This is a genomic window from Fructobacillus papyriferae, from assembly GCF_018437225.1.
In the GTDB taxonomy this organism is placed as follows: domain Bacteria; phylum Bacillota; class Bacilli; order Lactobacillales; family Lactobacillaceae; genus Fructobacillus; species Fructobacillus papyriferae.
This window is the reverse complement of sequence record NZ_JAAMFI010000002.1, coordinates 149,423-162,820: the sequence shown is the minus strand read 5'-3', so window position 1 is coordinate 162,820 and position 13,398 is coordinate 149,423. Positions and strand designations below refer to the sequence as shown.

The window sequence follows — 13,398 nt, the reverse complement described above, 5'->3', positions numbered from 1 at the left end:
CACTGGATTAATTGTTAAAGGCTTGCCACAATGTGTCGTAATGGACACTATAGTGGACTAGCAAAAAGGACTTTTCAACTATAAAATGATAAAGAAAATTGGACACAAATACTGTCAATGCGATAACTGCTGGATATGATGAGTTATACATCGTGATTAACAACAGTCCTAAGAACCAAACCAGCAGAACTCGAAAGACGAGCACTAAGACTCCAATCACGACAGGACCATCGCGGAATATTTGGTAGCCTAGTAACAAAAAGGCCCCCTCAAAAAGCAAAAAATACAAGACGACTTCAAAAGTCATTGCTTTAATCAATTGTTTTTGAATAACTTCTGTCTTACCTCGCACTTCAATCAATGCACGTGATTTTCTAAATGAAACGACTTGCCACATCACAAAGGCCAAAAGGATCGTTTGCGATATTAACACCGGACCCCTTAAATTGATTGTAGCAGCAATGATATCGTCAACCGGGCGAAACGATGGTAAGAATTGAATCGATAGCAAACTGATGACTATAACAATCATCGTCGTAACAAAAGAAGGCTTTAACATTTTTAATTGGCGAAACATCAGGCAAAGCGCTCCTTTTTCTTCATCCACAAAGAAGCCGATGAAACAGTCAACAACGTATAGAGGCATGCTGCACAGATAAAGTAAAAGACGGTTTTATCCATTGAAATTGTCGGATATGAAACCATTCCTGGTGCTATCAATGTTGACACCTGAAGTGAATACAGCGCTCCTGACAAGTGACCATTTAACAACTGAGCCAAAATAGCAGGTGCAAGGAAAAAAGCTACTCCTAAAAGGCTTCCTGATACGATCGCAATCGCTGTCTTTTTAACCCATAACGTTGCTGAAAAAACAAACATGGCATAGATTCCCCAGCCAATCGCAGCAAGGAAACAGAATTGAATGGTTGACCAAAGATTCCCATCATCATAAAAAGCAAGACCATTAGCTTTATTATCCGCAACCGGTCCAAAGGATAACGGGTGAATGAATAATGATAGCAAAACCAATTGATAAAGTGACATCAGCAGTGAAAGTGTTGCCCCACCAATAAAGGAAACGACCACGCCTTTCGTCAAGAAACGACGATAGCCAATTCGCTGGATAATATTGAAGAAAAACGGACTATTCTTTGCATATACAAAGATAAAATTGGCAAAAATGGTCAGCATACAAAAAAGAACCAAATCATAAGCAGGATTGCTCTGCCCAATTTGTAAGAAATAAAACGTATTTGAAGTCTTCAAAGCACTAGCACTGGCTAAATCAACATCTCGACATGCAAGCAGGGTTACCCCGGTCATGGCAAAGAGTAAAGCAGTCACAACCAAAAGTGTGACGACTGATAAACGTCTTGGCATAAATTCCTCTCCCAAAAATCCCTCGATCCATTAAGTTTAAAGTGATTCTATAAAATCACTAAGCATTCTATCATAATCGTTCTATTTTAAACAATGTAGATAAGAATACTTATTGAAACAGTTTTTTTTTCAAAAAACCACCAGCCACTATTCTAAACAACCCTTCCCGACATCTCCGATTACAAGGCAAAAACCGTTCAAAAAGCGATTAGACCGCTACCTATCGAGCTTTTAAGAAGCCTTTTATCACAACGAAAAAGCCCCAGACCAATTGGCCTGGGGCTTTTCCGTTCTCTCATAAAGAATAATTCTATTATACATGAATACGAAACATCAAACAAGTGTTCTGTCCATTAAATTTTTATACACTTTCACTATTTTTACCGTCATACCTTGACTTTTGCTGCCCTTGTTGAGAAAATAGTTTGTCAGAATTTGATAAAGAAATAACATAGAACGGAATGGAGACTTTTATGAACCTCGTAGATTCAGTTGTAAAAGTCGTGACTAACGCCAGTATTATCGGTGCCATCGTTGCTACGATCGGTACGATTTTACTTGGTTACTGGTTGCGCAAGACGAACCGCTTGAAGGAAGGGGCTGTGAAGTCCTTGACAACGGTCACGATGACAGTTGCTTTGCCTTTGTTGGCCTTCAACTCATTCATGACGCCGTTGAACCAAAAGACCTTGCAACAAGGCATGAGCGTGTTGATCTGGGGATTACTCATCTACATCATCTTGATTGTGACGATGCCTTGGTTGTACGCCAAGTACGGAAAGGACGAACGTGACGTCTTAGGCGTTTTGACGTCATTTGGTTCCACGACCTTCTTCGGAATGCCAATCGTTGGTGCCGTTTACGGCGCCAAGGGTGTCATGTATGCGTCAATCTTTAACATCGGCTACCGTATCTTCTTGTACTCATATGCTTACATCAAGATGTCTGGTCAGCAATTGAAGGGTGAACACATCAAGAAGATGTTGTTAAACCCAATCGTTGTGGCTACTTTCCTTGGCCTCTTCCTCTGGTTGATCCAAAACGCCGCACCACAGGTAACAGCAATGGTCACTGACTCCAAGACTGGTCAAGCTTCCTTGCAACACGTCGCCTTCTTCCGTTTGGATGCCACGATGCCATGGCTTTACTCATGGTTTAAGATGATGGCCGCTTTGGCCTCACCACTGGCCTGGTTGGCCATCGGTGGTAACTTGGCCCAAATGTCCTTCGGCGAAGCTTTGAAGAACAAGACGGCTTGGTACTACTCATTTAACAAGGTCATCATCGTGCCAATCATTATGATTGTTTTGACGGTGATCACGTCAGCCATGGGCATCTTGCCCGTTGACCACATTGCCTTGGCAACGATGGTCATCATGATGGCAACGCCGGTTGCAACCGTGGCCGTTAACTACGCCATGGCCTTTAACCGTCAATCATTGTTGGCATCCAACACGTCGTTGATCTCAACGATCTTGGCCACGATCTTCATCCCTGTTTGGATCATCGCGGTTCAACTCTTGGGTGATCTGCCACTCTTCAAGTAATTAAGGGAGAAAGATATGTCATTTAAGATTATTTCATTTGGTACGCGCGACAACGAAGTGGCGCACTTCGACGCCTTGAACAAGCAAGGTTTCGACATGACTTACAAGTCTGAAAACTTGACCCACGATAACATCGATTTGGTCAAGGGCTTTGATGGTGTATTGCTCCGTGCTAATAACGTCGCTGACAAGCAAAACTTGGACAAAATGGCCGAATGGGGCATCAAGTATGTCTTCACTCGTACCGTTGGTTACAACCACATCGATTTGGATGCCGCTAAGGCAAACGGTCAGATTGTTGCCTTCGTGCCTGCTTATTCCCCATATGCCGTGGCTGACTTGGCCTTTGGTTTGGGAATCATGCAAAACCGTAACCTCTCTGGTGCGGTGGCTTCGACGAAGCAATCCGACTTCCGTCCAAACCCCGCTTCATTCGTTCCTGAATTCCAGTCCTTGACGGTTGGTATCTTGGGAACCGGTAAGATTGGTTTGGCCGAAGCGAAGCTCTGGAAGGGTGTTGGCGCCAAGGTATTGGGTTACGACCCATTCCCTAAGGATGGCATCGACGATATCTTGACTTACGCTTCAATGGAAGACTTGCTCAAGGAATCAGACATCGTTTCCTTGCACGTGCCTTACTTCAAGGGTAAAAACGACCAATTCTTCGCGGCTGAACAATTGAAGCAAATGAAGTCTTCTGCTGTCTTGGTGAACACGGCCCGTGCCGAAATCACCGACGAAGAAGCCATCATCGCTGCTGTGAAGAACGGCGAAATCAAGGGCTTTGCAACGGACGTCATCTCGAACGAGGGTGCTTACTTCGGTCAAGTTGACCCTGAAGCCGCTAAGGATGAGAAGTCCATCATGGCGCAGTTCCAAGCGCTCTATCCAAAGGTGGTGGTCACGCCACACATCGGTTCATACACCGAAAACGCCTTGACGGATATGATCTCAATCTCATACCAAAACTTCGAAAACGCCTTGAACGGCAACTTCGAAAACAACTTCTTGGTGAAGCCAGAAGCATAAGCGAATCAATAAAAGCCAGCCAACAGATTGTTGGTTGGCTTTTTTTTGAACTAAAAAACGATGAACCAAGCGGTTCATCGTTTTCTTTTTTTCGAACGTGTCCTTGCCGAAACGCCCTACTTCCCCGCCTTTGGCAGCATGGGATTCAGCGAATCGTAGTCGTGCTGAGAAATCTGACCCGTCTGCATCTCATAGCGCAGCTCATCGATTAGTTCAGCATGTTCTGGATCGAAGTAAACCGAGCTTTGCAGGGCCTGGCTACCATCGTAGCTGGCCTTGTAGATTGGCTTTGGATCCAAGGCCTGGGTCAGGTCATAGACCCGACCGGTTTGAATCTTTTGCAAAGTGATCGGTTCAATCTGTCCGTCAACTGAAAACGTCAGTTTTCCATTTGGCACACCAGCGACAAAGGTCGTTTTGATGGGCGCATTGCGAGAAAATCGCTTTTCATCGTCAGAAGACTTGAGATAAACGGTCTCGCCATCATAGCCGATGGCTAGAGGCTGCCCCTTTTCATCCTCACCAATCAGAAGGCCGCGCAAGCGCAAGTCTGCTTGTTTGGTCCAGTCAGACACAAATTGTTGAAAGTCTTTTTTTGTCATCATTTCAGTAACATCATGGCACAAGAACCAACCGCAACAATCAAGATACATGCCACGAAGATCTTTTCGTACTTACCAAAGACCTGACCGATCGTCATGTCTTGCTTGTGCGTCCGTGCCCAAATATAAACAGGAATACCAAGCGCGTAAATCACAAAGGACAAAGCCGTGTAGGTAATACCAGCTGAGTAACCCATGTAAAGCGTTCCCAAAATGGCCAAACCAGAGTAAATCAATGGCTTGGTGCGACCAAAGGTAATCTTAGCACCCGTTGGGTTGAATTCCTTGTCGTTCAAGCTAATCTTAAAGAGGTAAAGCATGGCGATCAAGTATGGTGGCACCGTCATAGTACCCACGATGGTCAGCATCGTGTTGAAGGCCTTACCAGCAAAGTGGGTGGAAAAGAGAATCAACTGCATGACAATCGTTGACACGATAATCGAATATGCTGGCATGTGATTCTTGTTCATCTTCTTAAAGGAAGTTGGGAAGGTGCCCATTTGAGCAGCGGCACGTGGCATTTCGGACAACATCAACGTCCAAGTCAACCAAGAAGCCAAAACAGCTACCAGAACGGAAATACCAATGATCACGTGACCGATTGGGCCATAAATTGAGGCAAGTAAGGCACCGGTCGATGGGCTAGCCATCTTACCGATTTGTCCATAACTGCGGTAGCCGAGGGCCAGGATCGAAACGGCGGCATAGATGATCAGACAGATGATGAAGCCCCACTTCGTGGCGTTACGAACGTCTTTTTGACTTCGAGCATTGCCAGAAAGAACAACCGCTCCTTCAACACCACCAAAGACCCAAAGCGTCACCATCATCGTGCTCTTTACCTGGTGGAAGATCGAGCCCATATCGGCGTCGCCCAAGCTTGTCATGGCTTGGTTCGCCCAAATATTGGTCGTAAAGGTGTGGGGATTAAAGACGGCGATCATGGAAACAATGAAGAAAAGCAAGGAAAGCAAGATCACCGCTGTCGACAAATTATCGACCCAGCTAGCTCCTTGAATTCCCTTCAAAACCAAGGCAGACATCGACCACAAGATCACTGTTCCAAGTAAGATTGAATTCAGGTTATTGCCACCCTTAAAGACGCCTGGGAAGAAGGCGTTCAAGGTTGAGGCCAACAAAACGGCATAGGTGATGTTGGCAAAACACTCACAGATCCAATAGCCCCAAGAAACGAAGAAGCCGGTAAATTTACCAAAGCCATCCTCGGCATATTTGTAAAGGCCTGACGTAAAATCAGGACGTAATTTTGATAAGAATAAGAATGAGTAAACCAAGCACCAAATGATCAGACCAGAAACGATCCAACCAAGGGCTTGCCCAATCAAGCCCGCATTAGCGGCCATGTTTTCGGGCAGGTCATAAGCCCCACCACCAATCATGGCTGGAACGATCAGACCAATCAGGCCAATGGTTCCTAATTTTTTAGCTTCTGAAGCCACAGTTCATTTCCCCCTTTAAAAATGATGAGCTAAACGATTAATAAGTAATCTGGTTCTTCTTAACCAATGAATCGAAGTGCATCTTCGTCAACCAGTCTTGCAAAGACAAGCTGCGCATCGTTTCCATGGCGTCCAAAGCTGACGCATTGGTTCGATTAGCACCGGGAACAGCATCGAATGGCATGGTCAAGTAAGGACCAACCGTAATCGCCGTTCCGAACTCACCGGGCTTTAACATCACGTGAGCAAAACCAATGTACGTCTTCTTAAACGTCGTCTTAGCATGGCGACCGCAGTTGGCAATTGATTGTGCCATCGCTGCTTCACGTGTCTTCAGGTAAGCCATCAAGTCTTCTTCACTATCTGACTTGCTCCAAACACCGGCATCTTCGACAAACATGGAAGAGTGGTGAACGGGATCTTCTGCAATTGACAAAGCAATGGCAGACCAAACACCATAACCTTCACCTGGTTTCAATGGCCGATCTTCTTCCGGACGACGGGCCATGGCCCCTTTGTTGGCACAAGTAATAAAGGCGGCAGGAACCGTCTTAAAACGTGGCTCATCAACCGTACCCAAGTATTCAACTAAGGCGTCTTGCAGGGGCTTAGCATCATAGATTGGCAGCGTTGAACCATCCCATTGCTTACGCGTATACAGTGGTTCTTGCTTGTCCAATTCCTCGTTACGCAAGAAATCATAACCGATGATGTTGCCTTGTGGTCCCGTGAAGGATGAGGCCGTTTCCATATTGATCTGAGCCAAGTTCGCGTTCTTTGCTTCTGCGCGGTCATAAGAGGAAATGTTATCAAGCAGTTCATCGTCTGTCAGCTTCGTTGAAGCAGCATCGACTTTCAGTCCTGTCAAATAACCCTCTCCGATATTACCTGGTTCGAGGTATCCCCTTGAAAAACCAACGTAATTGTTCAACGCATCACTGTTAATTCCAATGGCACGCGCGTCTTTAAAATCTTTTGCATTCATGTGCACCCTCCTGTTGGTTCGTTTTTCAAAATCATTTGCTACGGAGTATTTTAGAACCATTAAAAATATTTCGTATCCATTTCTGTTTTATACCTTTTGTAATCTAATGTCAAAGAAGATTTTTTAATTTAGCCACTTTGGCCAATTATCGTCTTAATACGAGCCATTTTCCTCTTTTTAGCCCGTTTGAAAGGGCGTTGAAAGTCCTGCTTTGACACGTTAAAATGGCCATAATCAATCGAAAAGGAGAACAATTATGACAAAAACATGGTTCATCACAGGTACGTCATCTGGTTTCGGAAAGGATTTGGCCATCCGGCTGGCACAGGAAAAAGACACTAATTTAGTCGCCACCGCCCGTCACGTGGAGGCCTTAGACTATTTGGACCAATATGATCAAGGCCAGATTTTAAAAGCCGAGTTGGACGTCACCAAGCCCGAACAGATCAAGAAGTCCGTCGCCTTGGCGATGGAAAAGTTTGGTCGCATTGATGTTTTGGATAACAATGCTGGACTTGGCTACTTTTCCACATTTGAAGAGGGGACAACAAAAGACATCCAAAAGATGTTTGACGTTAACGTCTTTGGCCTAATCAACATGACAAAAGAAGTCTTGCCAATCATGCGTCAACAAAACGCCGGTGTCATCATGGGCTTGTCATCTGTTCTCGGCCAAGTTGGTCTACCTTCTCTTTCTTACTATGCCGGTACGAAATTCGCTGTCGAAGGGATGTACGAAGCCTTACAAGGTGAACTTGCTAAGACCAACATTCAGGTCATGTTGATCGAACCATCCGGTTTCCGCACGGACTGGGCCGGCCGCTCCTCGAACAAAACAGCGACCCAATTCCCAGATGTTTATGGTGACGTTCAGGCAGGCATCGATGCCGTCGGTAAAGGCGATGAAGCCGGTGACCCAAAGAAGGCTGCTGAAATTATCGTCAAGACCGTCAATGGCAGTGCCGACCTGCCATTCCGTTTGCCACTTGGTCAAGCTTCTGTTGAAGGAACCGAAGCCAAGTTGAAAGCGGACTTGGCTGAAATCGAAAAGCTGCACGACCAAGCCGTGTCTGCCGACTTCGACTAATCGTTATGAGACAAAAAGAAAAGCAGCTGTTCGAAATTTCGAACAGCTGCTTTTTTTGTTTTATTTTTCAATAATTTGCCAATTTTCTGGCACTTGCAAATGATGGCGAACCGAAACGGTGTTGTCATCATTCTTGTGAGCAAATAAGAACTCCCAGAAGTCGGACTTGTAAGTCCAATTCGTTATCACGGTTTTCACCTGAGCAGAAGACGTGTTTGTCTTTTCAGCTGAGGAACGAATCTTGCTTGTTGCTACCATGTTCTTCGTATCAGGAGCAAAGTGTGCCTTGGCCTCCTTGTCCGAAGGTTGGTCCTTATAGACCAAAACGGCATTGTCTCGGCCAATTTTTTTAGAAGTTACCGCCTTTATGGGTGACTGTTCTGGCGTCATCGCATAAACTTGCTTCGTTGTGGTAGTCGTCGTCTTTTCCATACCAAAATGGCTGTCCATATTAGCCGTTAGCAAGGCGACAGATACAACTGTCAATCCACCAAAAAGTGCGGTTAACAGATAGCGTAACCAAGCCTTTGGAATCATGAAGAGCGACAAAAAAGTCAGCAGTACGAAAGCTGCAATTATCCAAATGATCATTTACTTTTCCTCCTTTGTTTGACCCTTCATGAAGAAAACAAAGATGAAGCCAAGAATGGCAAAGACCAATGAAATCAAGAAAGCTGTTTGGAAGCCATCCATTGAAGCGTTCAGGGCCTGACTCGCATACTGGATAGGATCTGTTGCCTTGAGCGAAGCGCTTGGTGTATTGTTGTTAATCACGTTTTGAACAACGGATGTCAGCAAAGCAACGACAACTGATGAGGAAACCTGACGGAGCGTGTTATTGGCCGCTGTTCCGTCGGCTGCCTTTTCGTCAGGCAAAGCCGACATGGCCGTCGTTGTCAATGGCATCATGACGATGGCGATTCCGGCCATTCGGATGGCGTAGAGAACGGAAATCACGACCGTGGGCGTCGTCGTGTTCAAGAAAACGTAGGGTACCGTGCCCAAAGCTAAAATGCCAAAGCCGAAGAAGCTCATCGCTTTAACACCGACCTTGTTATACAAGATTCCAGCGACAGGTGACATCAAGCCCATGAAGAGCGCCCCCCACATCAGCGTAATACCAGAATCCAAGGCGGAAAGTCCGCGGATGTTTTGCAAATACGTTGGCAGCATCATTTCGACACCGTACATCGCCATCGTGGCCAGCAAAAGTGCGACCGTCGGAATCGTAAATTCCTTCTTGGCAAAGACGCGAACGTCTAAGAAAGGCACTGGCAACTTCAGCTGTCGCCAAGCAAAGGCGACCAAAAGCAGAACACCTGCCCCGATTGGCGCAATGACCCGTGCAAAATCACCCCAACCATCAGCAGCCACGTTGGTGAATCCCCAAAGGAAGAGACCAAATCCGGCAACGGAAAGAACCAAGGAAAGAAAGTCCAACTTGAGTTTCTTTTTTTCCATCACGTTCTTTAGTAAGAATGGTGCTGCAATAGTGGCCAAAACAATGATAATAAATGGAATAACGAAAATTGAGCGCCAACTGTTTGAAAGTGTCATTCCCAAAATCGTGTGGTTCTTTTCCAAAATCCAGCCCGTCAAAGTAGGTCCGATAGCCGGTGACATACCGACAACCAAGCCCATCAGACCCATGGCTGCGCCACGTTCTTCCTTTTTAAACATGTTAATGATCAACACTTGAAGCATTGGCATCATGATGCCAACTGCCATGGCAGCGATAATCCGACCAGCCACAAAGATCCACCACATGTCCGATTGCTCCGGTGTCAGCATGGACATTCCCACGCCAATCAGCAAGAGGCTGTATGCAATCATGTGCAAGACTTTGTTCTTAATCCGGTTAGCCAGGTAAGCAGTCAGCGGAATCATCATCCCGTTGACCAAAAGGAACCAAGTCGTGGCTTGCTGAGCCGTTGCCAAATCAATGTGAAAAGCGGTCATCAGGGTTGGCAAAGCCGTGCCTAAGGAAGTCTGCATCAAGGCTCCCGACATGGCCGCAATCATCAACACCCCTAGAATGACCCAGCGGTTATAAGAAGTTTTTGCTTCCATCATTTTCTCCATTTCTTTCTGATACATTTTGTATCAGTTAGTAACAATAAACAGTCTAACACGATTTTTAACTGAGTCAATATGTTTCACCAAACTTTTTTGATATAATAGAAGGACCAGATGACAGGAGCGCAAAATGAATTACGGCCAGCAAGAAAACATTCGAGTAAAAGAGCAGATTGTCGACGGCCTCTTTTCGGAATTAGCAGTAAAATCCTTTTCCGAAATTACCGTCGCCTCACTGATTGAAGCCGCCGGCGTCGCCCGTGCTTCCTACTACCGGAATTTCAACAGTAAGGAAGAGATTCTCCGTTTCTATCTGAACCAATTAATAACGAAGCGACGAGAAAATCACCATACGCCTTCCTGGACTCGAGAAGCAGTAGAAAAAGAACTCATCGATTTATTCGACTTCTTTTTTAAACAGAAAGATCGCTTCCTTCTATTATTTAACAGTGGGTTATCCGCATATATTTTTGAGTTTTTCCAACTGCTTCCACTCGAACAAGGTAGAAAAAAGAAATCCCCCTTTGCCAATCCATATTTGCTCCCACTCTTCACAGGCGCTATTCCTTCCATTCTCTTCACCTGGTTAAAAAAAGATAATCCCGAGTCATCAGAAAAAATCGCTAAAATGGTTCTTTCCCTGTTACCCGAGCAACTCTTCATCGACGAAAAATAAAAGCACGAACGCTGATTCGATTCAGCGTTCGTGCTTTTTTCTTATTGTAATGCTTTTTGGTTCTCCACCAAAAAGTCGATGAAATACTGACTAGCAATCGGCAATGTCGCCTTGTCACGATAAACAGCGGCCACCGGACGGGTCACCTTCGGCTCGATGCTCTTAGCCACGACGTCAAAGTCCGTCCGCGAAGCGACCAATTCGGACAGAATCGAAACGCCTAAGCCAGCCTCAACCATGGCCATGATGGTGTAGTCATCTTGGATGCGGTAGCGGACATGGGGAATCACGCCTGCCTCTTCGAAGGCTTTCATCGGCTCGGAGTAGCCACCACCCTCGACCAGAATGAAGGGATCACAGGCCAATTTTTCGATTGGGACAGAATCCAGTTTGGCCAAAGGGTGCTTACTTGGCAAAAAGGCCTTCATCTCGGTCTCATGCAGAACAACTTTGTTAAAGCCATCCCCGTATTCGGCCGTCATCAAGCCAAAGTCAATTTCGCCTCGCTTCAGCCAATCCAAGATCATGCCAAAGTCGCCTTGCTGCAAGACAAACTCGATGTTCGGATACTTTTCTTGGAATTTCTTGAAGAGCTCGGGCAGCCAGTAGCAAGAAACCGAAGTGATGGCCCCGATTCGCACCATGCCGGTCTCCAATCCCTTTAAAGAAGCCGCCCGCTCCTGTAGTGCCTGGTATGTTCGCAGCGTTTGGACGATGTAGGGATAGAGCGCCTCCCCTTCGGCCGTTAGAGAGACGCCATTTCGCGATCGCTTTAGAATTTGCATCCCGAATTCTTTTTCAATTCCCAAAACCATTTGAGAGACGGAGGACTGGGTGTAGCCAAGCGCTTCGGCCGCCTTCGTAAAGGACTTCATTTGAATGATCGTTTCAAGGACCAAAAGTCGATTCATTGTATTACTTTTCCTTATGCAAAGATTTCATTTATTAATTTTACTTATCTCAGTGTATCAACTATGATTAAAAGTATCAATTAAGGAAGTAACATGCTCATGAATATCTTTAAAAAGGAATCGGTCAGCTCCTACTTACAAGCTGACGCTAAATTAAAAAAGACCCTGCGGACAAAGGATTTGATTGGTCTTGGAATCGGGGCCGTGATCGGAACCGGAATCTTCATCTTGCCTGGTAACGAAGCGGCCACGCATGCCGGTCCGGCTGTGGCCATCGCCTTTCTCTTAGCCGCCTTGGTCTCTGGTTTGGTCGGCATGGCCTACGCAGAATTCTCATCCGCCATGCCCGTTGCCGGTTCGGCCTACTCTTTTGGCTCGGTTGTCTATGGTGAAATTGTGGGCTGGATTCTTGGTTGGGCTTTAATCCTCGAATATTTCCTCGCCGTTTCGGCAGAAGCAACGGGCTTTGCCGCATACTTCAACAATAACCTGCTATCAGCCATTGGCATTCACCTTCCAAAGGCACTCCAAGCAGGGCCAATGGAAGGCGGGGTGGTTAACCTCACGGCTGTTTTGATCGTGTTAATTATCGCGGGTATTTTGATGAAGGGTTCTTCGATCTCGACCAAGGTCGAAAACTTTGCCGTGGTGATCAAAGTCGCGATTATCATTCTCTTCATCGTTGTCGGTGTCTTCTATATTAAGCAAGAAAACTATGTTCCCTTCTACCCAGAAGAATTCCATAGTGGACTCTTTGGTATGGGCGGGATCTTAACAGCTGCTGCTACGGTCTTCTTTGCCTTTATCGGTTTTGATGCCCTCGCCGCTAACTCGGCTGAAACGATCGATCCAGGTAAAAACGTGATCAAAGGCATCCTTGGCACGGTGGCCATTGCGGTCGTCATGTATGTGACTTTTTCCTTTGTCTTGACTGGAATTGTCAACTACAAGGATCTAGGCGTTGACGATCCTGCTGCCTTTGCCATGCAGGTGATCCACCTCTCGATGTTTAATAAGCTCATTACGGTCGGGGCCCTCTTTGGTATCTTCACGGCCATGATGACAATGTTTATCGGTGGTTCGCGTTTGGTTTACGCCCTTGGCCGCGACGGTCTTTTACCAAAGGCCATGGGTCAAGTTTCAAAGAAGTACGGTGTTCCCGAAAAGGCCATCATCGTGGCCACGATTGTCCAAGCCGTTTTTGCCGGATTAGTGCCTCTTTCTGAACTCGCTTCGTTGATTAACGCCGGCACGCTGATCGCCTTTGCCTTCATTTCCTTTGGTGTCATTAAACTTCGTCGTCGAAAGGATATTCAAAACACTGGTTTCAAGATGCCTTGGTACCCCTTCTTACCAATTCTTGCGGGCTCTTGTTCCATTCTTTTTATCTTCATGCTGCCAAAAATCACGCAGGTTTCTGTCACGATTTGGCTAGCTATCGGACTGACGGTCTACCTGACTTATGGTATCCACCATTCCAAGCTACAAAAGCGTGACTAAACCACCCATTTGTTTTCGGTTAAAAGCCGCACCTCGCTCTTTTCGAGGTGCGGCTTTTTCCTTTTAAATCTTAATCTTCAACTTATCTTCATTTAATTTTAAAATATCAAAACCGCCTTAGAATTAAAACATTCTCTTAAAGGAG

Annotated in this window: 13 protein-coding genes; 5 read left to right on the top strand and 8 right to left on the bottom strand. The window is 45.8% G+C overall.

Translation table 11 applies throughout. The annotated features are described in order from the left end of the window. Positions 1–7 precede the first annotated feature (7 nt). Complete coding sequence (locus G6R27_RS04490) at positions 8–577, bottom strand: hypothetical protein (RefSeq protein WP_213819878.1); 570 nt, start codon at positions 575–577, stop codon at positions 8–10. Then, positions 577–1,380, bottom strand: a complete 804-nt coding sequence (locus G6R27_RS04485) for a hypothetical protein (RefSeq protein ID WP_213819877.1) — start codon at positions 1,378–1,380, stop codon at positions 577–579. The genes G6R27_RS04490 and G6R27_RS04485 overlap by 1 nt, the downstream gene beginning before the upstream one ends. A 473-nt stretch (positions 1,381–1,853) precedes the next feature. Between G6R27_RS04485 and G6R27_RS04480 the strand changes: the two genes are divergently transcribed. Together G6R27_RS04480 and G6R27_RS04475 are read left to right on the top strand one after the other, a co-directional pair. Then, on the top strand, positions 1,854–2,927 hold the full coding sequence (locus G6R27_RS04480) for an AEC family transporter (RefSeq protein ID WP_213819876.1): 1,074 nt from the start codon (positions 1,854–1,856) through the stop codon (positions 2,925–2,927). A gap of 15 nt (positions 2,928–2,942) precedes the next feature. Beyond that, positions 2,943–3,956: an NAD(P)-dependent oxidoreductase gene (locus tag G6R27_RS04475; protein WP_213819875.1), complete on the top strand. Its 1,014-nt coding sequence runs from the start codon at positions 2,943–2,945 to the stop codon at positions 3,954–3,956. Positions 3,957–4,072: 116 nt separating this feature from the next. Here the strand turns inward: G6R27_RS04475 and hdcB are convergent, their stop codons facing one another. Genes hdcB through hdcA form a run of 3 tightly spaced genes read right to left on the bottom strand, consistent with a single transcriptional unit; the run spans position 4,073 to position 7,003 of the window. Next, positions 4,073–4,561, bottom strand: a complete 489-nt coding sequence (hdcB, locus tag G6R27_RS04470; RefSeq protein WP_213819874.1) for a histidine decarboxylase maturation protein HdcB — start codon at positions 4,559–4,561, stop codon at positions 4,073–4,075. Next, positions 4,558–6,018, bottom strand: a complete 1,461-nt coding sequence (locus G6R27_RS04465) for an amino acid permease (RefSeq protein WP_213819873.1) — start codon at positions 6,016–6,018, stop codon at positions 4,558–4,560. Before G6R27_RS04465 ends, hdcB begins: the two co-directional genes overlap by 4 nt. 37 nt (positions 6,019–6,055) lie before the next feature. After that, on the bottom strand, positions 6,056–7,003 hold the full coding sequence (gene hdcA, locus G6R27_RS04460) for a histidine decarboxylase, pyruvoyl type (protein ID WP_213819872.1): 948 nt from the start codon (positions 7,001–7,003) through the stop codon (positions 6,056–6,058). A gap of 256 nt (positions 7,004–7,259) precedes the next feature. Here hdcA and G6R27_RS04455 point away from each other — a divergent pair, with 256 nt between their 5' ends. Then, positions 7,260–8,090, top strand: coding sequence for an SDR family NAD(P)-dependent oxidoreductase (locus G6R27_RS04455; RefSeq protein ID WP_238480085.1), 831 nt, complete (start codon positions 7,260–7,262; stop codon positions 8,088–8,090). A 60-nt stretch (positions 8,091–8,150) separates the two neighbouring features. On the opposite strand, the gene G6R27_RS04450 is transcribed toward G6R27_RS04455, so the two are convergent. After that, positions 8,151–8,681, bottom strand: a complete 531-nt coding sequence (locus tag G6R27_RS04450; protein ID WP_213819871.1) for a DUF4811 domain-containing protein — start codon at positions 8,679–8,681, stop codon at positions 8,151–8,153. Further along, a complete protein-coding gene (locus G6R27_RS04445; protein WP_230791180.1) occupies positions 8,682–10,160 on the bottom strand; it encodes a DHA2 family efflux MFS transporter permease subunit in 1,479 nt (492 codons plus the stop codon). Between the two features lie 136 nt (positions 10,161–10,296). On the opposite strand from G6R27_RS04445, the gene G6R27_RS04440 reads away from it, so the two are divergent. Beyond that, positions 10,297–10,842 (top strand): TetR/AcrR family transcriptional regulator, encoded by a 546-nt coding sequence (locus G6R27_RS04440; protein WP_213819870.1) that lies wholly within the window; start codon positions 10,297–10,299, stop codon positions 10,840–10,842. 41 nt (positions 10,843–10,883) lie between these two features. Here G6R27_RS04440 and G6R27_RS04435 read toward each other — a convergent pair whose 3' ends face one another. After that, the gene (locus tag G6R27_RS04435; RefSeq protein WP_213819869.1) at positions 10,884–11,753 is read right to left on the bottom strand and encodes a LysR family transcriptional regulator; all 870 of its coding nucleotides are present in this window, start codon (positions 11,751–11,753) and stop codon (positions 10,884–10,886) included. A 93-nt stretch (positions 11,754–11,846) separates the two neighbouring features. Between G6R27_RS04435 and G6R27_RS04430 the strand changes: the two genes are divergently transcribed. Beyond that, positions 11,847–13,253, top strand: a complete 1,407-nt coding sequence (locus tag G6R27_RS04430) for an APC family permease (protein ID WP_213819868.1) — start codon at positions 11,847–11,849, stop codon at positions 13,251–13,253. Positions 13,254–13,398 lie beyond the last annotated feature (145 nt).